This window comes from Gordonia sp. N1V (assembly GCF_029269935.1).
Taxonomy (GTDB): domain Bacteria; phylum Actinomycetota; class Actinomycetes; order Mycobacteriales; family Mycobacteriaceae; genus Gordonia; species Gordonia polyisoprenivorans.
The window spans coordinates 127,754-152,391 of sequence record NZ_JARJDD010000001.1 but is presented as its reverse complement, the minus strand read 5'-3'; the positions used below and the strand labels follow the sequence as shown (position 1 = coordinate 152,391).

General features: G+C 66.7%; 18 protein-coding genes. 12 read left to right on the top strand and 6 right to left on the bottom strand.

From position 1 onward, the window contains the following. Window positions 1-63: 63 nt before the first annotated feature. Together P3L18_RS00690 and P3L18_RS00685 are read left to right on the top strand one after the other, a co-directional pair. A complete protein-coding gene (locus P3L18_RS00690) occupies window positions 64-1,734 on the top strand; it encodes an NAD-binding protein (protein ID WP_276112957.1) in 1,671 nt (556 codons plus the stop codon). 126 nt (window positions 1,735-1,860) lie between these two features. After that, on the top strand, window positions 1,861-2,127 hold the full coding sequence (locus tag P3L18_RS00685) for a hypothetical protein (protein WP_094600700.1): 267 nt from the start codon (window positions 1,861-1,863) through the stop codon (window positions 2,125-2,127). On the opposite strand, the gene P3L18_RS00680 is transcribed toward P3L18_RS00685, so the two are convergent. Then, on the bottom strand, window positions 2,070-3,071 hold the full coding sequence (locus P3L18_RS00680) for a hypothetical protein (RefSeq protein ID WP_276112956.1): 1,002 nt from the start codon (window positions 3,069-3,071) through the stop codon (window positions 2,070-2,072). The two genes, P3L18_RS00685 and P3L18_RS00680, sit on opposite strands and share 58 nt — an antisense overlap. Window positions 3,072-3,298: 227 nt before the next feature. On the opposite strand from P3L18_RS00680, the gene ilvA reads away from it, so the two are divergent. Continuing rightward, on the top strand, window positions 3,299-4,711 hold the full coding sequence (gene ilvA / locus P3L18_RS00675; RefSeq protein WP_276112955.1) for a threonine ammonia-lyase IlvA: 1,413 nt from the start codon (window positions 3,299-3,301) through the stop codon (window positions 4,709-4,711). 65 nt (window positions 4,712-4,776) lie between these two features. On the opposite strand, the gene treZ is transcribed toward ilvA, so the two are convergent. Next, window positions 4,777-6,570, bottom strand: a complete 1,794-nt coding sequence (gene treZ / locus P3L18_RS00670; protein ID WP_276113131.1) for a malto-oligosyltrehalose trehalohydrolase — start codon at window positions 6,568-6,570, stop codon at window positions 4,777-4,779. 345 nt (window positions 6,571-6,915) lie between these two features. Between treZ and P3L18_RS00665 the strand changes: the two genes are divergently transcribed. The 9 genes from P3L18_RS00665 to P3L18_RS00625 all read left to right on the top strand — a co-directional run bounded on the left by P3L18_RS00665 (window position 6,916) and on the right by P3L18_RS00625 (window position 16,502). Continuing rightward, on the top strand, window positions 6,916-7,731 hold the full coding sequence (locus P3L18_RS00665) for an ABC transporter permease (protein ID WP_276113130.1): 816 nt from the start codon (window positions 6,916-6,918) through the stop codon (window positions 7,729-7,731). 1 nt (window position 7,732) lies between these two features. Beyond that, window positions 7,733-8,599, top strand: coding sequence for an ABC transporter permease (locus P3L18_RS00660; RefSeq protein WP_006370474.1), 867 nt, complete (start codon window positions 7,733-7,735; stop codon window positions 8,597-8,599). 9 nt (window positions 8,600-8,608) lie between these two features. After that, a complete protein-coding gene (locus P3L18_RS00655) occupies window positions 8,609-9,934 on the top strand; it encodes an MCE family protein (RefSeq protein ID WP_276112954.1) in 1,326 nt (441 codons plus the stop codon). Further along, the gene (locus P3L18_RS00650; RefSeq protein WP_276112953.1) at window positions 9,931-10,962 is read left to right on the top strand and encodes an MCE family protein; all 1,032 of its coding nucleotides are present in this window, start codon (window positions 9,931-9,933) and stop codon (window positions 10,960-10,962) included. The genes P3L18_RS00655 and P3L18_RS00650 overlap by 4 nt, the downstream gene beginning before the upstream one ends. 8 nt (window positions 10,963-10,970) lie before the next feature. Beyond that, window positions 10,971-11,951: an MCE family protein gene (locus P3L18_RS00645; protein ID WP_079930081.1), complete on the top strand. Its 981-nt coding sequence runs from the start codon at window positions 10,971-10,973 to the stop codon at window positions 11,949-11,951. After that, window positions 11,945-13,066 (top strand): MCE family protein, encoded by a 1,122-nt coding sequence (locus tag P3L18_RS00640; protein WP_276112952.1) that lies wholly within the window; start codon window positions 11,945-11,947, stop codon window positions 13,064-13,066. The genes P3L18_RS00645 and P3L18_RS00640 overlap by 7 nt, the downstream gene beginning before the upstream one ends. A gap of 89 nt (window positions 13,067-13,155) precedes the next feature. Continuing rightward, window positions 13,156-14,241, top strand: a complete 1,086-nt coding sequence (locus P3L18_RS00635; RefSeq protein WP_014360326.1) for an MlaD family protein — start codon at window positions 13,156-13,158, stop codon at window positions 14,239-14,241. Then, on the top strand, window positions 14,238-15,410 hold the full coding sequence (locus P3L18_RS00630) for an MCE family protein (RefSeq protein WP_276112951.1): 1,173 nt from the start codon (window positions 14,238-14,240) through the stop codon (window positions 15,408-15,410). The genes P3L18_RS00635 and P3L18_RS00630 overlap by 4 nt, the downstream gene beginning before the upstream one ends. Before the next feature lie 108 nt (window positions 15,411-15,518). Next, on the top strand, window positions 15,519-16,502 hold the full coding sequence (locus tag P3L18_RS00625; protein ID WP_276112950.1) for a hypothetical protein: 984 nt from the start codon (window positions 15,519-15,521) through the stop codon (window positions 16,500-16,502). 16 nt (window positions 16,503-16,518) lie between these two features. Here the strand turns inward: P3L18_RS00625 and treY are convergent, their stop codons facing one another. From treY to P3L18_RS00605, 4 genes are all read right to left on the bottom strand, one after another. Continuing rightward, window positions 16,519-18,888 (bottom strand): malto-oligosyltrehalose synthase, encoded by a 2,370-nt coding sequence (gene treY, locus P3L18_RS00620; RefSeq protein WP_276112949.1) that lies wholly within the window; start codon window positions 18,886-18,888, stop codon window positions 16,519-16,521. Window positions 18,889-18,892: 4 nt separating this feature from the next. Then, the gene (gene glgX, locus P3L18_RS00615; protein WP_079930076.1) at window positions 18,893-21,619 is read right to left on the bottom strand and encodes a glycogen debranching protein GlgX; all 2,727 of its coding nucleotides are present in this window, start codon (window positions 21,617-21,619) and stop codon (window positions 18,893-18,895) included. 85 nt (window positions 21,620-21,704) lie between these two features. After that, the gene (locus P3L18_RS00610) at window positions 21,705-23,897 is read right to left on the bottom strand and encodes an acyltransferase family protein (RefSeq protein ID WP_276112948.1); all 2,193 of its coding nucleotides are present in this window, start codon (window positions 23,895-23,897) and stop codon (window positions 21,705-21,707) included. A gap of 70 nt (window positions 23,898-23,967) precedes the next feature. Then, window positions 23,968-24,537, bottom strand: coding sequence for a TetR family transcriptional regulator (locus P3L18_RS00605; protein ID WP_020170949.1), 570 nt, complete (start codon window positions 24,535-24,537; stop codon window positions 23,968-23,970). Window positions 24,538-24,638 lie beyond the last annotated feature (101 nt).

The following is a 24,638-nucleotide window of genomic DNA, read 5'->3' as shown; positions in this document are numbered from 1 at the left end:
CCGGCCCCGGGGACGCCCGGTGTCGGCACGCGTGCCGGGCGTGCCACGGGTACGCTCTGCGAAATGCCCGGTCACATCATCGTGCACGGTGACGACGCGCTGACGCTGCGGGTCACCGAGGAACTCGCCAGTGCCGGAGCGCGCATCATCACGCTGTCGGCACCCGGTGACCTCGCCGACGCCGACGTCGGGCAGGCCGCGGCAGTGGTGTGCGCCGGGTCGGATGACGCGGTGAACCTCGAGATCGCCCTGCTGGCACGCACTCTCGATCCGCACGTGCGAGTGGTCGCCAACCTGTCCAATGCGGTGCTGCGCGACGCGGTCGCCTCGGGCAACGGGCCGGGCGCCGTACTCGACGTCGCCGAACTCGCCGCCCCGTCGGTCGTCGAGGCATGCCTGGGACGTACGACGCACTCGATCCCGGTGGCGGGCAACGAGTTCGTGGTGTCCGGGGCCCATGCCCCGAGTGCCGGCACGCTGCGCGAGCTCTACGGCGACCTCGCGCCGGTGGCCGTTCTGCGCGCCGGATCCGGATCGGGTGCGGAGTCGGTCGTGCCGTGCCCGGGCCGCGATCTGCCGGTCGAACCGGGGGATTGGGTCGCGATGATCGGCACGGTCGACGACCTCGCCGCGCAGGGTGTGGAGATCGCCCCGGCCCGGCGACGCACGCGCTCACGCCGTCCGCTCCCGCTGCGCGCGCTCGGCGCCGTCCGTGCGTTCCGCGACGACGTCAACCCGAACCTCTTTCGCGCGCTGGGTGTGTCGTTGACACTGTTGGCCTTTGCCACCATCCTGCTGCGCTTCACCTATCACCGGCCGGGGATGAGCCTGGTCGATGCGCTCTACTTCTCCACCGAGACCATCGCGACGGTCGGTTACGGCGATTTCAGCTTCGTCGGTCAGCCGACCTGGTTGCGATTGTTCGCGATCGGTCTGATGTTCGCCGGTGTCACCACCACCGCGGTGTTGATGGCCTTCGTCGCCGACCTGTTGCTGTCCCGCCGGATCGGTGCGTCCGCCGCACGTCGGCGCGTCCGAGACATGGCCGGTCACATCCTGGTCGTGGGGTTGGGGTCCTTCGGCATCCGGGTGGCGACCGACCTGCGGGCGCTCGGACACGAGGTGGTCGTGGTCGAACGCAACGACGACAACCGCTTCCTCGAGGTGGCGGCCGAACTCGACATCCCGGTGATCATCGGGGACGCGACGCTGCGGCGCACACTCGCCGATGCCGGTATCGACCGCGCATACGCGGTGGCCGTGCTCACCCACGACGACATGGTGAACATCGAGACCGGCATCATCCTGCGTGAGGTGCTCGGACGGCGCTGGTCCCGGTCGGTGGGACGGGCCGGCGTTCCGGTGGTGCTCCGCGTCTACGACCAGTCGTTGGGTGCGGCGGTCGCGCACCGCTTCGGGTTCGAGAACGTGCGGTCCACCGTCGAACTCGCCGCGCCCTGGTTCATCGGGGCGGCACTCGGCCTGCAGGTCATCTCCACGTTCTCGGTCGGACGGTATTCATTCATGGTCGGCGGCCTGTTCGTCCGGCGGGGCAGCGTCCTCGACGGCATGCTGCTCGCCGACCTGCCCACACGGACCCGCATCATCGCGATCATCCGGCGATCCGGGACCGTGCTGCATCCCCGACGCGACGACCGGCTGGCTGCCGAGGACACCGCGTACCTGGTCGGTCCGTATCACGAACTGCTCGACACGCTGCAGCGCAGCCGCTGAGACCGGTGCGTCCGCGTACCGAACCATCGCACGAAACCCTGGTTTCGGCTCGCCGAAACTTTGAGTGATGGTAGTGCTATATTCGGTATCACGGCAGAACGAAGACGCGTCGGCAGGAGTGCGCAGATGACCGCGATGATCGAGATGAATCCCTCTTGTGAGCATGCTCGCGCGGTGCGCACCGTCGACGTCGCGGGCGTGGCGTGGCCGGTGCACAAGCTTCAGGCGATCGCGGTGGCCGGGGTCGTCGGACTGATCTCGCTGCTGGTCCTCACCCCGGAACTGACCGCCTGGCTCTCCGGTGTCGCACTGGTGACGACGTGGCTCGTCGCCCGTCACCTACCCGGGAACGCGGCGACCGCCCCGGCGTCGAACCCGCCGGGGATCTCATAGATCCGGCCGTCGAAACCGGCACGGTAGAGCCGGCCCGCCGAGAAGCCGCGGTCCCCGCGGCCGTAACTCAGCACGCTGGACAGTCGAAGTCCTTGGGCCAGAACACAATACGATCCGGGTGCGGTGATCCGGACGATCTGCCCACCGGCATTGAACGGCACCACCGGACGATCTCGCGAGTCGAGGGTCAGGCCGTCGGGAGCTGCCAGGGTGTCCGCGCCACCGAGGGTGAGCAGACTCTGTACGACACGCGGATTCGCCGTCGAGATCCGGCTCACGCCCGGATTGGTGAAGGTGCGCGACACGTACAGCCATCCGTCGCCGCGACCGAGGACGGCGCCGTTGGCACTCGGTAGTGATCCCCACTGCGCATTGACCGCACCGTTCGGTGCGACGCGTCCGATGAGGTTGCCGAAGTCGTTGGTGGTATAGACGGTACCGTTGGCCGCCACATCCATCCCGTCGGCGGCGGAGAGTCCGCCCACCCACGGTCGCAGGACGTTCGTCCGGGTATCCAGGCGCGCGATCGCACCCGGGCGGACCGCATCCCCGAGGACCACCCGTGGATCGGCGCCGTAACCGACGAGCAGCGTGCCGTCGGGCGCCCAGGCCAACGCCCCGGCACCACCGGAGGGAACGCGGGCGATCGCCCGGCCGGGTGCGCCCGGCTGGTCGAATCGGAACACCTGTCCGCTGATCAGATCGGTCGCATACGCGTGACCGGCGGCATCGACGGTCAGGCCCTCCAGCGCCGCGCCGGGGACGGCCCCGACGAGTCGGGCGGGCGCGCCGCCGCCGGCGCACACCGGCGCCGCCTGGGCCGGGGCGGTACCGAGGGCGCTGAGCACTCCGGCGGTCAGCACGCCACCACAAGCTGCGGCGAGTAGTCGGCGAGAACCGCGCCGGAGCGGGCGGGTGAGCAGGGTCCGGGCGAGCAGGGGCACGGGAGTTCCCTCCGCTGACATGGTGATCGGTGATCGGGCGGCGGGAACCGGTGTCTCGAGTCCTGCCGATACGCGCCGACGACCATGTGGTGGATGCGTTCTCGCCGAGTCTAGGCGCGGGGTGCGGCCCGGCGCAGGCAATTGCCCGGCGGGGCCATCGGCCGGTACCCGGGTGGGCTATCGAGCGGTCCGCCCCGCGCGGGCCGGACCGCGCTGCCGGTGAGATCATGGGTGCCGTGAGTACACCGCACGTCAATGAGTCGCAGCAGGAGTCGGGGTTGTCGGCCGCGGCCATCGACGCGGCCGCCGTCCGCATCGAACCCGCGGTCGCCCACACCCCGCTCGAGGCGGCCCCACGGATCAGCCGTGACGTCGGCGCGCAGGTGTACCTCAAGCGCGAGGATCTACAGACCGTCCGGTCCTACAAGATCCGCGGTGCCTACAACGTGATGGCGCAACTGTCCCCACAGGAGCGGTCGCGCGGGGTGGTTGCCGCGAGCGCGGGCAACCACGCCCAGGGGGTGGCCTACGCCTGCCGCACCATGCAGACGCCCGGCCGTATCTACGTGCCGACCACCACCCCGAAACAGAAGCGCGACCGGATTCGTTGGCACGGCGGCGATTACGTGGAGCTATTGGCGGTCGGCGACACCTACGACGCGGCCGCGGCCGCCGCCCAGGCCGACGTCCTGCGTACCGGTGCGGCCTGGATTCATGCCTTCGACGATCCGCGGACCGCCGCGGGTCAGGGCACGATCGCCCGGGAGGTCGTCGATCAACTCGGCCGCGCACCGGATGTCGTCGTCGCACCCGTCGGTGGTGGTGGTTGTCTGGCGGGGATGGCCACCTACTTCCGTTCGGTCTCGCGCGAGACCGTCATCGTCGGGGTCGAGCCGACCGGTGCCATCTCCCTCGCCGCCGCCCTGGTCGCCGGCGGACCGGTGACGCTCGATCGGATCGACCCGTTCGTCGACGGTGCGGCCGTCAAACGCATCGGCGCGCTCGGGCACCGCGCGATGGCCGATCTCGACGCATCGGTCACCGCCCACCCGGTCCTCGACGAGGTCCGCGCAGAGACCGTGGTCCGGGCAGAGACCGCGGCGCACACTCCGGTTCGGATACTGCCCGACGAGCCGGTGTCGTTGCCCGCGGGATCGGCACACATCACCCACGTCGACGAGGGCGCGATCTGCACGACGATGCTCGAGCTCTATCAGAACGAGGGCATCATCGCCGAACCGGCCGGAGCACTCGCGGTGACCGGCCTCTCGCAGCTGAAGCTGCCCGACGACGCCGTCGTGGTGTGCCTGGTCTCCGGCGGCAACAACGATGTCTCCCGCTACGGCGAGATCATCGAACGCTCGCTGGTCCACCAGGGGCTCAAGCACTACTTCCTCGTCGACTTCCCGCAGGAGCCGGGGGCGCTTCGGCGTTTCCTCGACGAGGTCCTCGGACCCGACGACGACATCACCCTGTTCGAGTACGTCAAGCGCAACAATCGCGAGACCGGCGCGGCACTCGTCGGTATCGAGCTCGGGGACCGCGACGGACTCGCCGGCCTGATGGACCGGATGGACCACTCGCGACTCAATTGTGAACGGCTCGAACCGGATTCGCCGGCATATCAGTATCTGACCTGACAGTGCATATCAGTACCTGACCTGACCGTGACGGCTACGAGATCTCGGCCGATCACGGGTGACGGTTATGAGCGGCGGCGGCCGATCACCACGTTGTGGCCGGGGCTGCGTATCCCGTCGTCGACCGATTCCACCGGCTCCCACCACAACACCGGCTCGAGGTCGATGGGCACGGTGAGCGGCTCGTCGGCCAGCACGCAGACGACCGACCACTGCGCCTCGGACGCGTCATCGCCGCGGTGCATCGCGAACCATCCCCCGGTGTCGTCGTGGTCGGTGTCGATGGATTCGAAATCGCTGCGGGAGAAGGCATCTGTGGACTTGCGCAGCGCGATCAGGTCGCGGTAGAAGTCCCGAACCCGGGAGTGTTCCGGCGTGTCGGGTTCCGACCAGTCCAGTTTGGAGCGCAGAAACGTCTCCGGATCCTGCGGGTCGGGGATGTCGTCGGTATCCCAACCGTGGTCCGCGAATTCGGCCTTGCGGCCGTTGCGGGTGGCCTCGGCGAGCTCGGGTTCGGGATGGGAGGTGAAGAACGCGAATGGCGTACCGGCGGCCCACTCCTCACCCATGAACAGCATCGGGGTGAACGGCGACAACAGCACCAGCGCCGCCTTGATCGCGAGCCGGCCGTGGTCGAGGTAGTGGCTCGGCCGATCACCGATCGCCCGGTTGCCGATTTGATCGTGGTCGCAGGTGTAGGCCACCAGCGCGGTGGTCGGGACCGTCTCCGGGATCGGTCTACCGTGGTGTCGGCCGCGGAAGGAGGAGTACGTCCCGTCGTGGAAGAAGCCGCCGCGCAACACCTTTGACAGACACTCGAGACTGCCGAAATCCGCGTAGTAGCCCTGTCGTTCGCCCGAGACGGCGGTGTGGATCGCGTGATGGATGTCGTCGTCCCATTGAGCGGTCAGACCATGGCCGTTGACCGTTCTGGGCAGGATCAGTCGCGGATCGTTGAGGTCGGACTCGGCGATGAGGGAGCAGGGACGGCCCAGCGAATCCGACAGTGCGTCGGCACCGACCGCGAGGGCTTCGAGCAGCGGATAGGCGCGGTGATCGACGAGGGCGTGTACCGCGTCCAACCGCAGTGCGTCGACGTGGAATTCGGTGAACCAGCGCAGCGCGTTCTGCAGGATGTAGGTGCGCACCTCGTCGGAGGACGGACCGTCGAGGTTCAGCGACGCACCCCAGCCGGTCGAACCGGCACCGAGGTACGGCCCGAAATCGGGGAGGTAATTGCCCGACGGCCCGAGGTGGTTGTAGACGACGTCGAGGACCACGGCCAGCCCCCGGACGTGACAGGCGTCGACGAAGCGGGCGAAGGCATCCGGGCCGCCGTACGGTTCGTGCACCGCATACCAGCCGACGCCGTCGTAGCCCCAGTTGTACTCACCGTTGAAGGCGTTGAGCGGCATGACCTCCACCGCATCGACGCCGAGCTCCACCAGGTCGTCGAGGTGCCCGATGGCCGAGTCGAGGGTCCCCTCGGGGGTGAAGGTGCCGATGTGGAGCTCGTAGAGCACGGCACCGCGGATGTCGCGACCGGTCCACTGCGCGTCGTGCCAGATCGACGGGTCGACCACATGGAACGCGGAGAGGCCGTGGACGCCGTCGGGCAGACGTACCGACCTCGGGTCGGGCAGCGCGCGCTCCTCGTCGTCGATGAGGAATCCGTACCGCAGGCACACGGGATCGGTGTGTCCGAGTTCGCCGAGCGCCGTGGTCAGTACGGCCGGGTCGATCCGGTACCACCCGGGTGCGTCGGTGCCGATCATCAGCAGATCATGCGTGCCGGTCGGAGTGACGACCCGGGTGCGCATCCGTGTCGCCGCGGGCGCCCAGACCCGGAGGTCGGCCAGGCCGCGAGGCGGTAGGAAGGGAGTCGCGTCGATTCTGTTGGAACGATTCCCGTGTTTCTCCTCACCTTGGACGCGTGACCAAGTTACTGTGTCGGCACCCACACATGCGTGGCCCTCCACATCGGGGGGACCATCCTGAGGCTCGTCCACACACCCCACCGTATTGCGTGAGGTGCGAGGCCGCAGGCCACGCCAGGTGTGACCCGCGGCATACGACCCGTTCGGCGGTGCTGTATATTACTGCGGGCCAGGCCTGCCAGGGGGGCACGCGACGGATGACGTACGACGCAGGGATGGGTGTTGAGCAGCACTGACGCAGTGGCTTCGGAAGACGAGGCAACAGGGATGCGCAAGCCCGGGGGAGTGCGCAAGTGGTTTCGCGAACACATCGTGGCGAGTTTCGAGACCTTCGGTCGTCAGCTCGCGATGTTCGTCGAGGTGTTCAAGGTCCTCATCGAGGACATCCTCAAGCGCCGCTTCCCGTTCGGTGAGTTCATCCGCCAGTGCGCCTTCATGTCGAGCACCTCGGTGTTCCCGACCTTCCTGGTCGCCATCCCGATCGGCGTGATCGTCTCGATCCAGGTGTCCAACATCGCCGGGCAGATCGGTGCGACGTCGTTCTCCGGTGCCGCCACCGGACTCGGCGTCATCCGGCAGGGCGCCCCGTTGGTCACCTCGCTGTTGCTCGCCGGTGCGGTCGGTTCGGCGATTGCCGCCGACCTCGGCTCCCGGACCATCCGCGACGAGATCGACGCGATGCGCGTGATGGGTGTGAACCCCGTGCAGCGACTGATCTCGCCGCGCCTGCTCGCGACCATGGTCGTCAGTTTCCTGCTCTGCGGTTTCGTGTGTTTCGTCGGCTTCATCACCGGTTACGCCTTCAACGTTTATTTCCAGGGCGGCACCCCCGGTAGCTACACCGGCACCTTCGCCTCGTTCGCCTCGGTGTCGGACCTGTTGTTCGCCTTGATCAAATCGGTCATCTTCGGCGCGATCGTGGCGATCGTGGCCTGTGACCGCGGACTCAACACCAAGGGCGGGCCCGCCGGTGTCGCCAACTCGGTGAATGCCGCCGTGGTCAATTCGGTGCTGCTGTTGTTCACCGTCAACGTGGTGCTCACCCAGTTGTTCGCCATCGTCGTCCCGGCAAAGGTGGTGTGAGATGGCCGCATCCCGGTACGTCCCGCCCGTACTCCGGCCCGTCGAGGCCGCCAAGGGTGTCTACCGCGGGCCGCGTGACGCGCTGGCACGCATGGGGCACCTCATCACCTTCCTGGTGCGGTCGATCGGTGCGGTGCCCATCGCGTTCACCCACTACCGCAAAGAGGTCTGGCGTCTGCTCGCCGACGTGGCGTGGGGTAATGGCGCGATCGTGGTCGGCGGCGGCACCGTCGGCGTCATGGTGATCCTCGGCGTCATGGGCGGCGCGACGGTCGGTATCGAGGGTTACACCGCACTGAATCTCCTCGGGATGTCACCGGTGACCGGTGGTCTGTCGGCATTCGCGACGACCCGCGAGATCGCGCCGCTGCTGGCGGCGACCGCGTTCACCGCGCAGTCGGGTTGCCGCTTCACCGCACAGCTCGGGTCGATGCGGATCAGTGAGGAGATCGACGCGCTGGAATCCATCGCGATCCGGCCCCTGCCGTATCTGGTGACCACCCGGATGTCGGCGGCGGTGCTGGCGATCGTACCGCTGTACTCGGTCTCGTTGGCCGCGAATTACCTTGCGTGCCAAGTCATGTTCCAGGTCCAGAGTGGGCAGGGGCCGGGAAACTACCTCGCCTATTTCAACGCCTTCCTGGTCTCGAGTGACATGGTGTACTCGTTCATCAAGGTCATCATCTTCGTGCTGTTGACCACGTTCATCCAGTGCTACTACGGGTATTTCGCCTCCGGCGGTCCGGAAGGCGTCGGGGTGGCCGCCGGACACGCGATCCGGCTGGCGATCATCGTCATCGTCTTCGCGAATCTGGTCATGACGCTGGTGTTCTGGGGAACATCGCCCGGCATCAAGATCTCGGGGTGAGGGGCAGCCATGCTGATAGCCACCGACGGCCGTAACCCTTCGCTGGTGCAATATGTGTTGCGCGGCAGTGCATTCCTGATCGTGTTGGTGATCCTGTTCGTGCTGCTGTTCATGCGGTACGAGGGCGTGTTCAGCTCCACCGTCGCGGTCAACGCCAAACTCACCGACGTCGGTGACGGCCTGACCTCGGGTGCCGATGTCCGCTACAACGGCCTCATCGTCGGGTCGGTCAAGAACGTCGCTCTCACCGACGAGCCGGGCCAGTCCGGGGTGAACCTGCGCCAGGTCGACATGGACATCACCCCGGCACAGTCCGAGGGCATCCCGGCCAACGTCACCGCGCGCACGGTGCCCTCCAACCTCTTCGGTGTGAACGCGGTCGAGCTGGTGCAACCGGACCATCCGTCTGCCGACCATCTCTCGGCGGGAGCGTCCATCCCTGCCGACCGATCGCTACAGACGATCAAACTGCAGGACGCGCAGAACCAGCTGCGGACGCTGTTGCAGGCGGTGCCACCGGAGCAACTCGCCGGTGTCCTCGGCACCATCGCCGACGCGCTGCGCGGCGGCGGGACCACTTTCGGTCTGTTCGTCGGCGTCCTGCAGAACTATTTCGATACCATCAACGCGCAGTTCCCCCCGGGTGCGCCGTCCGGATTCGACAACTTCAACCAGTCCGTACAGGGCCTGTCGCGATCCGCGCCGCAGCTGTTGGATACGTTGGGCCGCAGCGTGATCCCGGCGATGACCATCGCGCAGTCGCGAGACGACCTGACTGCGTTGCTCTCGGCGGCGCAGGGCCTGACCGACGAGGTGCAGGCACTGTTCGCGGCCAACGGTGACGGCGGCAAGCGCATCGTCGCCGACACCAACACCCTGCTCGGTGCGGCGGTCTACGAGCCGAATGCGTTGCCGCAGGCGCTGAGTGCACTGAACAATCTCGCGGCCAAGGTCCTCACGGTGTTCACCGGTGTCAACGGGCACGCGCAGCTCAACATCGGCGTGAGTTTCAGTGCCTTCCAGCGCTATACCCGCCAGAACTGTCCCGTGTACAACGGTGGGCCCTACGGTCAGCTGCGCGGTCCCGGGTGTGTCGGTCCGGGCACCGGCACCGGACCGACGAGTTCGGGTCCGCTGATGATCTATCCGTCCGACGGGATGCGCCGGATGTCGCCGGCGGGCATGGTCACCACCGGCGCCGACAACCTGACGCTGACCGCCGCACTCGATCGTGCGCCCAGTGCGGCCGACACCTTGATGCTCGGCCCGCTGGTGCAGTCGGTCTCGACCCAAACCGGTTCGACCCAGACCGGCACCTCGGGAGGGGGACGATGAGCGCCGCGCAGTCGAGTATCCGCAAACCGCTGATCGGGTTCGCGCTGTTCGCGGTCGTCGCGTTGCTGCTGACCTACATCATCTATTCGACGCTGGAACGATCGGTGTCGGGCAGTACCAACAACTTCAGCACGTTTTTCACCGACGCCTCGGGTCTGGCCAAGGGCGACGACGTCCGGATGGCCGGTGTGCGGGTGGGTCGCGTCGATTCGATCGATCTCGTCGACGGCCGCGCCAAGGTCACCTTCGAGGTGCAGGACAACCAGCCGATGTACACCACCACGCAGGCCGCGATCCGGTACCAGAACCTGATCGGCCAGCGGTATCTCGCGCTGTCCCTCGCCGACGGGACCCCGCAACCACTCTCGGTCGGGTCGACGCTCAAGGAGCCCTCGGAGGACTCCTTCGACGTGACCAAACTGCTCGCCGGATTCCAGCCGGTCTTCGACACCTTGACCCCCGAGCAGGTCAACAATCTCTCCAACGGTCTGGTCCAGGCGTTCCAGGGCGACACGGTGTCGTTGTCCAACACCGTCGCCCAGGTCGGCAAGTTCGCCTCCGACATGTCCAACCGGGACGTGGTGATCGGGGCGATCATCGACAATCTCAGCGGGGTGCTGCGTGACCTGTCGCGGCAGGGCGACCAGATCGGCACTCTCGTCGACAGCGTTTCCGACGTCATCAAGAACCTGAACGCGAATTCGGCGGCCTTCGGTACCGCCGTCACCCAGATCGGAAAGACCGCAGCGGGATTCGCCGACGTCCTCACCCAATCCCGGGGGAATCTCGCCGACGCGGCCACCTCGGCCAACCAGGCGACCAGGATTCTGATCGGCAACGGCTCCAAACTCGACGGGATGGCCAAGAACCTGCCGATCTTCCTCGGACACTTCCCGCTCGTGCTCGGCCAGGGGGCCTACCTGAACATCTACGCCTGCGACCTCGACATCGCGATCGGTGATGTGTTGTTCCCGCCGGGGATCATCAACAAGATCGGTGGCACCAACCACTCGGTGGTGTGCCGATGAGAAGCCGCATGCGTCGGAGCTTCGACGACCACCGACTCCTCTGGTACGGGTTGGCCGGCACGGTGGTCATCGTGCTGCTCGTCCTGGGTATCACCGGAATCGGCAAGGCCGACATCGGCAAGAAAACCTATTCGGCGGACTTCGCCCAGGCCGGTGGCGTGCGACCGGGCGACAAGGTCCGGGTGGCCGGCATCGACGTCGGTGAGGTCGGCTCGACCGAACTGCAGGGCAACCACATCCACATCACCATGAAGGTCGACAAGGACGTCGACGTCACCGCCAACGGTTCGGCCGAGATCAAACTCTCGACCCTGCTCGGCCAGCGCTACATCGATATCTCGCTGGGCAATTCGCCCGATCCGGCGGCCAACAACGTGATCACCGAGACCAGGGTTCCCTACGATCTGCAGAAGACCATCGAGAAGGGCACGCCCATCCTGCAGGGCATCAACGACGAGGACCTCGGCCAGAGCATCCGAACGTTGAACCAACAACTCGCCGGGGCGCCCGCGGTCACCAAACCGACGCTCGACTCGCTGACGCAGATGTCGGAGATCATCACCGACCGTCGCGATCAGATCAATCAGCTGATCAGTGACACCAAGTCGGTGACCGCCATCGTGCAGGACAATTCGGCGCAGCTGGCGATCATCGTCGGTCAGGGAGCACAACTGGCGAACAAGATCGTCGCCCGCGAAGCCCTGGTGACCCGGCTGCTCGACGGCGTCGCGCAGATCACCGAACAGGCCCAACTCGTCGCCTCCGAGGACGCCGACCAGTTCGCCCCGATCATGGCCAACCTGAACACCATCACCCAGGGTCTGGAGAAGAACCGCGACAACCTCCGCAAGATGCTCGAGGTCCTGCCGGTCACCGCGCGCCTGACCAACAACATCCTCGGCGACGGTCCGTACGCCAACGGCTACCTGCCGTGGGGCATCTTCCCCGACAACTGGCTCTGCACGGCACGGGTGGTGGACGGATGCTGAACGCGCACATGGTTTCTCGGAAGGTCACGCGGCGGTCGATGATCCTCGCGGGGCTGATCGTGCTCGCCGTCGGTGTGCTCTCGGGGTGTTCGCTGATCCCGGCCGGCTGGAAGACCGCGACCGGTCAGGCCATCGAGGTCACCGCGTTCTTCCCGAACACCGCGGGCCTCTACACCACCAATGACGTTGCGGTACTGGGTATGCCGGTCGGTCAGGTCACCAAGATCGAGGAGCAGGGTAACCGGGTCATGGTGAAATTCACCATCGACAAGAACGTGCCCGTTCCGGTCGACGCGACCGCAGCCATCGTCAACACCTCGATCGTCACCACCCGGCACATCGAGCTGACCCCGGCATACTCCAAGGGCCCCAAGCTGACCGACGGCGCGGTGATGCGCAACGAGGGCATGAGTCCGGTGTCGGTGGGTGACCTGTTCGACGCGGTCGACAAACTCGTCAGCAATCTCTCCGGCCAGGCGCCGGGAGAGGGGCCGGTCGCCGACCTGATGGACGTGACCTCGGGCATCACCAGCGACAACGGACAACGGCTGCAGGAGGCGATCAATCAGCTCGGCAGCGCCTCGCAGGTGGTGTCGGGTAACGGCGACGCGATCGTCGACATCGTCAAGTCGGTCCAGCAACTCACCGCCGCCCTTGTCGCGAATTACCCGAAGATGAAAGACTTCTCGAACTCCATCAATCAGGTCAGCGAGATGCTCGGACGTCAGTCACCGGGTCTGGTGGCGACTCTGGGCGATCTGAATCAGACACTGCTCAACACCTCGGAGTTCCTGCACAACAACGCAGGCACGATCGGCGCGTCCACCGGGCGACTGGCCGCACTCGCGGAGAACCTGAGCGACTACTCACGTCAGGTCGTCGAGACCATCGACCTCGGGCCGCTGCTCTTCCAGAACCTGAGCAATTCCATCTCCGCCGAACAGGGTGCCTGGCGTGCCCAGGTGCTGCTGGACAAGTCGTTGCTCGACACCCAGCTGGTGTCCCAGTTCTGCAAGGCGATCAATCTACACAAGAACGGTTGCGAGACCGGTCAGCTCCAGGGCTTCGGGCCCGATCTCGGGGTCTTCTCGGCATTGGAGGCCCTGACAAAATGAGCCCAGCATCCCTCTCTCGTCCGTCTGTCTCTCGCCGATCATTCTCCAGACGCCGTCTGGCGCCGGTTCTTTCATGGACCCGCAAGCTGGTGGTGACCGGGATCGTCGCGACCGTGTTGGCCGTCACCGGTTGTTCGGCGATACCCGGTCTGACCGTCGAGCAGATCCCGCTGCCCGCCCCGGGCAATCTCGGCGACACCATGACGTTGAACGCGAGTTTCGACAATGCGCTGAATCTGCCGACCCGGGCCAAGGTGAAGCTCTACGGCATGGACGTCGGCGAGGTCACCGGTATCCGCGCCGAGAACTACAAGGCGATCGTCACCATGGATGTCAGCACCTCGGCCAAGGTGCCCAAGGGCACCGGCGCCGAACTGCGGCAGGCGACCCCGCTCGGTGACGTGTTCGTCGCGTTGCTCCCACCGTCGAATTCCGACGCCGGCTACATGTCCAACGGCCAGACGCTGACCGGCCCGCGGTCGGCTGCGGCGACCGTCGAGGATCTCCTGGTCAGTCTGAGTGGATTCGTCGACAGCGGTTCACTCGGTTCCACCCAGCAGATCATCACCGAACTCAGCGCCGCGGTGTCGACCTCGCCGGACAATCCGCAACAACTCAACGGTGCCATCGCCGGATTGACCACGGCCCTGCGCAAACTGAACCAGAACTCCGCCGAGGTCGACGCCGCGATGCGCAACACACAGGTGCTGACCGGGCAGCTCGCGGCGGGACGCGCGCAGATCATGGCGTCGATCAACAAGCTCTCGCCCGCCTTCGACACCATCAACGACGAGATGCAGACGATCCTGACCACGCTCGACAAAACCAATCAGGTCACCGCCGCCACGAACGATTTCCTCGGCAGCGACGGACAGAATTTCGTCGAGCTCACCGGTCATCTCGCGACCCTCCTCGACGAACTCAAGCAGGGCGCGACGATCCTCGGACCGTTGTCGGACAATGTCGCCGAGTTGACCCCCAAGTGGGCCAAGTCGACCAGTTCGAGTGCGGCGTCGTTGTCGGCGAAGGTGTACTACCTCAACCCGGGCGCCGGGTTCGATTCGGCCAGCCGTCTTCCCGAGCTCGGCGATGTCGGTGCGGCGGGAGAGTCGTTGCAGCAGACGCTGACCCGACTGCTGGCCCGGCTGACTGCGACCCAGGGGTGCTGCGGATGAGTGGATTCATGGGGTGGCTGCGCAAACACTCGATCGTGCTGGGCAACCTGGCGCTGATCGGGGTGATGCTCATCGGGCTGGCCTACTTGTCGTTCGGCGCGCTGCGGTGGGCGCCGTTCCAGGGCCACTACACGCTCACGATCAATTTCCCGATCTCCGGTGGCCTGCAGGACACCTCGCAGGTGACCCTGCGCGGCGTCCCGATCGGCGACGTCAAATCCATTCAGGTGCAACCACAGTCGGTGAAGGTGGTGGTGTCGGTCGACGACGACGTGCACATCAACCGCAACACGACGGTCTCGGCACTCGGCTTGTCGGCCGCGGGTGAACAGTACGTTGATTTCTCCCCGCCCAGCGCCGAGGGGCCCTACCTTCGCGACGGCGACACCATCAACGTGAACCAGACCAAGGTGACCACGCCGTTCCCGCAGTTGCTCGAGACCTCGCTCGGCGTCATCGACCAGATCGATCCGGCCAAACTCGCGTCGATCGTCGACAACCTCGACGTCGCGCTCAATCCCAAGGGCGACACCAACGACCTGCGCGTGCTGTTCGACGCGGGCGGAACGATCTTCGCCGACCTCTACCGCGTGTTGCCGCAGACCACCAAGTTGATCTCCGAGACGGGGACCATCCTGCAGACCACCTCGCAGATCCAGCCCGATCTGCAGGGCACGGTGTCCTCGTTGAGTTCGGTGGTCAACGCTGCGGTCGCCGCGGACCGTGAGCTGCGCACGTTGCTGGGCAAGGGCCCGCAGCAGTTGTCCAGCCTGTCCGGCTCGATCAACGAGATCCAGGATCCGATCACCGATGTGCTCGGTCAGCTGCTGGACGTGACCCGCCAGGGTGCCCTGCGCGCACCGGCGGTGGTCAATCTGCTGCCGTCGATCAGGGACGCGTCGATCAAGTCCCTCACCATGTTCCACGACGGCGCCTGGTGGGCGTTCGGTTCGATCTACCCGCGTCCGTACTGCGACTACGCGGTCACCCCGGTGCGCCCCACCAAGATCCTCGAGTTGTCGGTGCCGACGAATCTGTACTGTGTCACCGAGGATCCCAACCAGCAGATCCGTGGCTCGGCGAACGCACCCCGTCCGCCGGGGGACGACACCGCCGGACCGCCGCCGGACTACGACCCGAATGCGCGGACGGTTCCGCTGGACAAGTGACACCCGCCCTCCGGGGGCTCGCACCACACCTGACTCCTCGCCGAGGGGAGTCGGGTGGGTCGGATCGGTGGGGACCGAGTGGGCGGCGAATGAGAACGGAAACACGCGATGACAGGTGAGCAGGACGACGTGCGCAACGAGGCGGCCGACGACGATCGGGAGGGCGCGGCGACGAACGAGCCAGGCGCAGTGGAGGATTCCGGCGAACCGGACTCAGCCGTCACCGACGGAACCGACGCCTCCGATGCTGCGCCGACGAAGGCGTCGCTGACCAAGAAGCCGGTCCCGCGTACCAAGAGCGCGCGGTCCGGATCGTCGCGGCACCCGGATCCGGAGGATGCGGATGCCGACAGGGCGGATGCGGCGAGTTCCGGCGAGCCCACGGCATCGGCCGCCGCCGCCGGCGGACGTGCTTCCGCGCGAGGCACATCCGTCCGGGACTCATCCGCGGCGGCCACACCCGCACGGGGTGGGAAGCAGATCTCGATCACGCTGTCGGCGCGCGCCCTGTGGCGATCGCTGGTGGCCCTGGTGGTCGTCGCCGCGATCGTCGGGGTGGCGGTACTCGGATGGTTCTTCTACCGCGATCAACAGCGCCTCAACGCCTTCGACGACGCCAAGAGTGCCTCGGCGATCTTCGCCGAGAAGCTGACCAGCAGCATGAACGCCGACACGGTGGCCAACATGAAGGACATCGTCGGGCCACTGACCACCGGCGAGTACCGCAAACACCTCGAATCACAACTCGGCGACACCACCAAGGCGATCCAGTCGATCAACGTCAAGAACACCAAGATCGATGTCCAGAAGGTGTCGGTGATCGACTTCGGCCCCGACCACGCCTCAACCATGGCCGTGGTACAGGTGACCGGTACGAGTACTCTTGCGCCGCAAGGTGGTACGTCGCTGTTCATGTATTCGCTCAAGCTCGACAAGGTCGACGGCAAGTGGCTCGTGTCCGATCTCGACGCCATGCAGGCCGGCCTGTCCGATGCCGGTGAGGCCGGTGCCGGCGGCGGGTCCACGCCGAACGCAGGGCAGGCGAGTACCCCGGTACCCACACCTGCGCCCGCTCCGGCACCCGGCGGCTGAGGTCGTCGGGGTCCGGTCAGATTCCCGAACGGGTCAGGATCGCCACCGGACCGGCGGCTCGTAGGGCCGCGAGGTCGACCGACCCGGCGTGCTCGGACCGTGACCCGGCATCGATCCAGGTGCCGGGCGGCAGGGCGAGCGTGGTCGTCGCGGCACGGTCGTCGTCGAGACTGTGGGTGAAGCGGGCGGTCACCACGATCACCTGCGGATCGCTCTCGCCGCGCACACCGCGGCCGAAGGCGATCGCGTGGTCGGCGGCCGACCCGTCGACCTGGAGCGGGCGATAGTCACCGTCGGGGCCGAACGCCGGGCGGTGTTCTCGGCGAACGCGCAGGGCGGCAGCCACCAGCCGCGTCTTGGGATGATCGAGCGACCGGCGGAAGTCCACGGGTCGACGATTGTCGGGATCGACCAGTGAGTCCTCGTACCACTCGGTGCCCTGGTAGATGTCGCCGACACCAGGTCCGAGAAGTGCGATGGCCTTGCGTGCCAACACTTCCTGTTCCCATGCCGGACCGATCCGAGTGACCAGGTCATCGATCATCCCGGCCACCGGTTCGGTGGTGAGCGCGCCGATCCAGGCATCGAGCGCATCCTCGAAGGCCTCGTCGACCTCGGTCCACGTGGTCCGCACACCCGCTTCGCGGGCGGCTTTGCGCGCATAGGCGCGCAGGCGATCACGCAACTCGTCGTCGACCTGCCCGTCGAGCGGCCACACCCCGATCACGTTCTGCAGCAAGAAGTATCCGGTCAGATGATCAGGTGGCGGAGCGGTGTCCCAGATCTGGCGGACCAGCAGCGACCACCGCTCGGGGACTTGCGCGAGCAGCGCGATGCGCGCCCGCACATCCTCGCCACGCTTGGTGTCGTGGGTCGAGGAGGCCGTCATGGCGCGCGGCCAGTCCTGCGCCCGGACGACGTTGAGTTCGTGGAAATGACGCAGTGACAGCGCCGGGTTGGCCGGGTCGCCGCCGACCTCCTGCGCCGACACGAGACGGGCCGTGCGGTAGAACAAACTGTCCTCGACGCTCTTGGCGGTGACCGCGCCGCACGTCTGTGCCAGCCGGGAGGTCGGGGCACCGGGCGTGGCGGTGGCGCGCACGATGAGCGTGACGGCGTCGGCGAGATCCGGTCGACGGCGTGCGATCTCCTTGGCCACACCGAGCAGACGGGATCGCAGCGACGGATAGTCGGCCCGGTAGACACCGAGATCGGCGATCATCTCGGCGACCGCGTCGGTGAGGGCGGCCGAATCGGCGGTCGGATCCGAATGGGTCAGTGCGCGCACGAGCCTGCGGTGTTCGGCGGGGAACATCTGCGCGAGCGTGGTCAGCTTGCGCTGCCGTTCGGTGTCGTGCAGCCAGTGGGCGTCGGCCGGCACCCCGGTGGTGTGTTCGTGGATCTCGCTGAGCTCGACGATCCCCGACGGGGCGGTGAACACCGACTCGATGAGCCGCAACTGGTCGTAGCCGGTGGTTCCCTCCACCGGCAACGTCGGCTCGAGGGCCTCGTCGGCGGCGAGGATCTTCTCGATGTAGAGCAGACGATCGGTACCGATGTCACCGCGCAATCGCTCGAGATAGGACATCGGGTCCCACAGCCCGTCTGGGTGATCGACGCGGACACCGTCGATCAGGTCGGCGTCGAGCAACTCACGAATCCAGGCGTGGGTGGCGTCGTAGACGGCGTCGTCCTCCTGGCGCAGTCCGGCGAGTTCGTTGACCGTGAAGAATCGGCGGTAGCCGATGACCCCGGAGTTCCACGGGACGAGTCGATAGTGCTGTCGCGCATGGACATCGGTTGCCGTCCCGCCGAGACTTCCCGGTGCGGTGGGGAATTCGTGGTCGTAATAGCGGAGAATGCCGTGCTGGTCGACGGTCAGCGGAGCCAGGTCACCGTCGGCGGCGAGGACCGGCAGGGCCAGCTTCCCTTCACTGCCGTTGTCGGAGGAGAAATCGGCGTCGAAGTACCCGGCGTACCGTGAACCGGGGCCGTGCCGCAAGAGGTCGGCGAACCAGGGATTGCGCAGGACCTCGGCCACTCCGGTGTGGTTGGGGACGATGTCGATGAGGATACCCAGACCGACCGCGCGCGCCGCCGCGCGCAGTGCGGCCAGACCCTCGCGGCCACCGAGGGCGGGCGACACCTGTGGCGGGGGTACCCAGTCGTAGCCGTGGGTGGAGCCGGGCATCGCGGTGCCGATCGGCGAGAGGTAGACGTGGCTGACACCGAGGTCCGCCAGATGCCCGAGGATTCCGATGACCTCGACGAAACCGAAGTCCGGGGTCAACTGAACCCGGTAGGTGGCGATGGGTTCCGGGCGTTTGCCGCCGGCGGCGACCGGCGCACCGTCACCGGTGTGCGAGCCCGGGTGCGTACCGGCCATCGAGTCAGTGCTGCTTTCGCAGGACGAGTAGTGAGCGGGCCTGAACCGCGAATGTGGTGCCGCCACTGGCGTCCTCGATGTCGGAGTCACCCGTGGGTTGGGCGGTGTCGAGGACACCGGTCCATCCCGACTCCAGGATGGCCGGCAGCGTGAACTCGATCGGCTCGTAGTGGGCGTTGAAGCAGATGATGAAGCTGTCGTCGACGATCTTCTCGCCGCGCTCGTCCTTCTCGCCGATCCCGTTGCCGTTGAGGAACACCGCGAGACTCTTGCCGAACCCGCTGTCCCAGTCGGCGGTGGTCATCTCCTCGCCCGAGGGGGTGAGCCAGGCGATGTCGAGGTACTGCTGACCCCATCGGATGGGCTTGCCCGCGAAGAATCGGCGTCGGCGGAACACCGGGTGTTTGGTGCGCAGCGCGATGGCCTTGCGGGTGAATTCCAGGAGATCGGAGTTCTTCTCCGCCAACGACCAGTCCATCCAGGACAACTCGGAATCCTGGCAGTAGACGTTGTTGTTGCCCGACTGTGTGCGCCCGATCTCGTCCCCGTGCGCGAGCATCGGAGTGCCCTGCGAGAGGAACAGTGTGGCAAGGATGTTGCGTTGCTGCCGGGCACGCAGCGCATTGATCTCCGGATCGTCGGTGGGACCCTCGACCCCGCAGTTCCAGGACCGGTTGTGGCTCTCGCCGTCGCGGTTGTCCTCGCCGTTGGCCATGTTGTGTTTCTCGTTGTAGGACACGAGATCACGCAGAGTGAAACCATCATGGGCGATGACGAAGTTGATGCTCGCGAGCGGGCGCCGGCCGGTCGCCTCGTAGAGATCCGACGATCCGGTGAGGCGGGAGGCGAACTCGCCCAGGGTGGACGGTTCGCCGCGCCAGTAGTCCCGCACGGTGTCGCGGTATTTTCCGTTCCATTCGGTCCACAGCGGCGGGAAATTGCCGACCTGATACCCGCCTTCGCCGACGTCCCACGGCTCGGCGATGAGCTTGACCTGACTGACCACCGGATCCTGTTGGACCAGATCGAAGAACGCCGAGAGCCGGTCCACGTCATGCAGTTCGCGGGCCAGCGTCGAGGCGAGATCGAACCGGAAACCGTCGACGTGCATCTCGAGCACCCAGTAGCGCAGCGAATCCATGATCAGCTGCAGCGTGTGCGGATGGCGGCCGTTGAGACTGTTGCCGGTCCCGGTGTAATCCATGTACATCTCGGGATTGTCGTCCACGAGACGGTAGTAGGCGGCGTTGTCGATTCCGCGGAAAGCCACGGTCGGCCCGAGGTGATTGCCCTCGGCGGTGTGGTTGTAGACCACATCGAGGATCACCTCGATACCCGCCTTGTGGAAGGCGCGCACCATGGCCTTGAACTCGGTGACCGCGCTCCCGGGCTGGTCGTGATTCGACGCATACTCGACGTGCGGCGCGAAGAAGCCGAAGGTGTTGTACCCCCAGTAGTTTCGCAAACCCTTGTCGAGCAGCACGAAGTCCTGCATGAACTGATGCACCGGCATCAGCTCGATGGCGGTCACACCCAACGACTTCAGGTGATCGATGATCACCGGATGACACAGCCCGGAGTAGGTGCCGCGCAACGCCTCCGGGACGTCGGGATGGGTGGCCGTCATGCCCTTGACGTGGGCCTCGTAGATCACCGTCTGGTGGTACGGCAGTCGGGGCGAGTGGTCGTTCTGCCAATCGAAGTACGGATTGATGACCACCGACAACATGGTGTGCCCCAACGAATCCAGCTGCGGCATCGACGGCGACGGTTGTGGCTCGGTGACCGGCTCCGGGGCCTGCGGCACGACGTCGGTGGTGTCGTCGGCGGTCAGCGGACCGGCGTCCGAAGGCCCTTCGCCACCCGACTGTTCGGTACCCGGCGCTGCTGCATCGGACCCCGCGGAGCCGAGTGCGCCCGTCTCGGTGGGGCTCGATTCGGTTGCCGACCCGCTCGACTCCGCACTGCTCGACTCTGCACTTGTCGATGCTGCGTTGGTCACTGCCACGGCACCCGTTGTCACAGAGTCGGACTCGTCGGCGGCCGTCGAATCGACGGTGGTGTCGGTGTCGGTGACCTCGGCAGCCTCGAACTCGGCGGTATCCGCTTCGTCGAGAGGGCTGTCCTCATCGTCGGAGCTCTCGTCGGTCCCGGTGCCGGCGTCATCGGCGTTGGTGGTGTCGGGCAGCGGATAGGAGAACAGCGACGCATCACCGTCGAATTCGCCGTGATAGGCCTTGCCGTAGGGATCGAGAAGCAGTTTGCTGGGGTCGCAACGTAATCCGCGTCCGGGATCGTACGGTCCGTGGACGCGGTAGCCGTAGAACTGGCCGGGACCGACATTGGGCAGGTAGCAGTGCCAGCAGTATCCGTCGACCTCTTCGATGCGGATGCGGCGTTCGCTGCCGTCGCGATCGATCAGGCACAGATCCACCGCCTCGGCGACCTCGGAGAACAGGGAGAAGTTGGTTCCCACTCCGTCGTAGGTGGCACCCAGCGGGTACGCCTGACCGGGCCACACCGGAATCGGCGCGGGCTCCGGCTCGACCATCGCCTCCGCCTGGGCGACGTCGGCGATGAGACTGTCCCTCGGATGCGGTCGGGTGCTGCTGCTCAGCGGGGCCGCGGTGGTGGCGGTACCCCTCCCGGTGGCAGACGACTCGGTGCCTGCAGTCTCGGTGGCAGCGGTCTCGGTCCCGGGGGCGTCATCGGCGGTTGGCGGTACGGTCATACCCACCTTCTGTCGGTCATGCACCGACAGTAGTCGCGATACGGCGCGCATTCATCTCGGAAGCAACCCACTCACCTCCGGTGCCTCACCCTCCCACGCCGCCGGCCCAGGGCAGCGCTCGTCGAAGCTGCACGCCGAGCCCGTCGGTGAGACTGCGCACGTAGGTGGCGCTGAGGTGGTGCCAGTCCTTGTACACGATGATGTTGCCCACGATGGCGGGACAACGTTCGGGAGTGCACACCCCGTCCGACAGATCGAGGGCGTGGAACAGCGGGTCGGTGGCGGCGAGCGCCTCTGCCGGGTCGCGGGCGTCGAGAGCCGAGGCGCGATCGGTTCCGCAGGACTCACCGTTGCCGCCGTCGGCGAGGCAGGTGGGGGTGTCGATGGCGCCCCGCGCGTCATGCGGCCACGGCGTGTCCCGCATACCGAGAACGGGGATGCCGGCATCGGTGAATCGTTCGAACACCGGCACGTACGTGTCCGGCAACACGTCGCCGGCAGCTGCGGTATCCGGGCGGGTCGAGGTGGTGAACACCGCGTCGGGGCGATCGGCGAGAATCCGGGGGATCACCCTCTGCACCCAGTCATGGCACTGCGGGTACGGCACGCCGTTCTGCATCGACGGCAGCTCCTCGGTCGAGAGCGGGCACCCCATCTTCAGGTAGGTGGTGACACGGAAGTGGTGTCTCTTGCCGAGCAGGTGCAGCGCGCTGATCCACATCTCGGCGTGCGAACCGCCCGCGAGTGCGATGGTCCGCTGCGCGTTCGGGTCGCCGTACACCCCGACGTGGATCGACGGGTCCTCGAAGCTGCTCATGTAGCCGTCCGTCGAGGTCTCCGGAAAGTCTTCGATGACGGCGAGCGGCGTCGGCTGCTGATCGAGTGCCGGCACCGGCGCACCGTCGAGCAATGCGCGGGCGCCGGGGTAGTCACGCGGATCGAGGTCGGCGGTGTCGACGGTCAGCGTCGAGACGTGCCGTTGCCACATCCCGATCGCGACCGCCCCCGACATGCTGAGCACGAGGAGGATCGAGGTGAGCACGGCGGTGTAGGAGGGCAGACGCCGTGTTGCTCGGCCCCGGCCACCGGGTGCGGTACCTGTGCGCAGCGGGTCCTCGATGTAACGCTTGGTCAGCCATGCCAGACCGATCGAGACCGCCAGCAGGCATGCGCCGTCGAGGAACGACGCATGCTCTTTCCCGCGCCAGTTGAGGAAGAAGATGAGCAGCGGCCAATGCCACAGATAGAGCGCGTAGGCGATGGTCCCCAACCAGACCGGCACTGAGGAGGCCAACAGCCGGCTGATCATCGGCAGCGGATGCACCGGACGTGCGTGTCGGGCACCGGAGCGCTGTTCGAGCGTGGCCGCGCCCGCCCAGATGAGGATCAGGGTGGACCCGACCGGAACCAGCGCCCACGGGCCGGGGTAGGAGTCCACCCCGTCGATCCACCATCCACAGGTGATGATCAGTCCGAGCGCGATCGCGCCGGCGAGGGTGCGCACCGCGCTCGGGATACGCCATCGGGGCAACCAGACCGCGAGCAGTCCTCCGGCCAGCGGCTCCCACAGACGGGAGAGGGTGTCGAAGTAGTTCCACTGCTGGTTCACGCCCATGCGCATGTCGGCCCAGTAGAACGAGATGGCCGACGCGCCGAGCAACGCCACCCCTACGCACACGCGGATGCTGTGCGGTGCGGCGATCGGTGCGATCACCCGCGCGGCGAGCTTGACCAGCCCGGCGAAGCCCAGCGCGACCAGGAGCGTGGCGAGAAAGAACTGTCCCTGCACCGACATCGACCAGATGTGTTGCAGGGGACTGTTCGCCGAGCTCGCCGCGAGGTAGTCCTGCGAGTTCAGTGCCAGATACCAGTTCTGGTAGTACAGGGCACTTGCCGTGAGCTCGCGACCGATGTTGGCCCATCGGGTCGGCGGCAGCAGGAGCACCGTCAGGATCAGCACCGCACCCAGGACGGTCAGCAGAGCCGGCAGCAGGCGGCGGAGGAGTCGGCGCAGACGGGGCCACGGGTTGATCGTCGCGGCAAGGCCGATCTCGCCGGACTGACTTGCGATGGTGTGCCGCAGGAGCGAACCGATGAAGAAGAAGCCCGACAGTGTCAGGAAGACGTCGACCCCGCCGGAGACCCGGCCGAACCAGATGTGAAAGCACGCCACCAGCGCGATCGCGATGCCCCGTAACCCGTCGAGATCGGTGCGGTAGGACTGCGCCGCAGGGGTCGCCGACCCGGGCCGGGTGCGGACTGCCTGGGTGGTGGCCACGATGGGAGTCGGACTTTCGTGCGGGGGAGGACATGTATGCGCACCTTCGACGCTACCGGCGTCGACGGTTCTACAGGTGCCCGGCCACGCGGGCGCGACTGCGGGCGCCGTCGATGATCACCGCGAGCGCGCCGGTGAATTCCTCGTCGAAGTCCCGGTCGGACGGCTCGATGACTCCGAGCCGTTCCATCTGGGCTCGGGTCTGTTCCTCGATCGTCAGTCCGATCACCAGCTGGCAGATCGCGGTCGCGACCGCGCGGGCCCCGTGCTCGTCGAGACCACCGAGTGCGGCGGCAGCGGCCACGTCATCGGCGACAGCCCGCCCGGATAATGCGCTGGCCCAGCTCGACGAGACGACCTCGGCGCTGTCGGGGACGGCCAGCAGCGCCGTGCGCATGCCGGTCGCCAGTGCCTCGAGGCGTTCGTCCCACCGCAGGTCCGGACCGGGTTCGGCGATGTCGGTGAGGATGTCGTCGGCCAGTGCCGCCAACAGCGTCTGCTTGTTGGGGAAATGCCAGTACAGGGCGTTGGGGCGGACGCCGACCTCGGTTGCCAGCCGGCGCATGGTCAGGTCGGCGAGGCTGTGTCGGGTGAGCACGTCGCGGGCGGCGGCGAGGATGTCGGCGCGATTGTTGCTCACCCGGACAGCGTAGAGCCACGAGGCCGGACACCGCCGAGGCGGTCCTGTACACCGTCCAGGGTGGCCCTGTACAGTGTCCAGGCGAGGCTTACGGAGAGGCT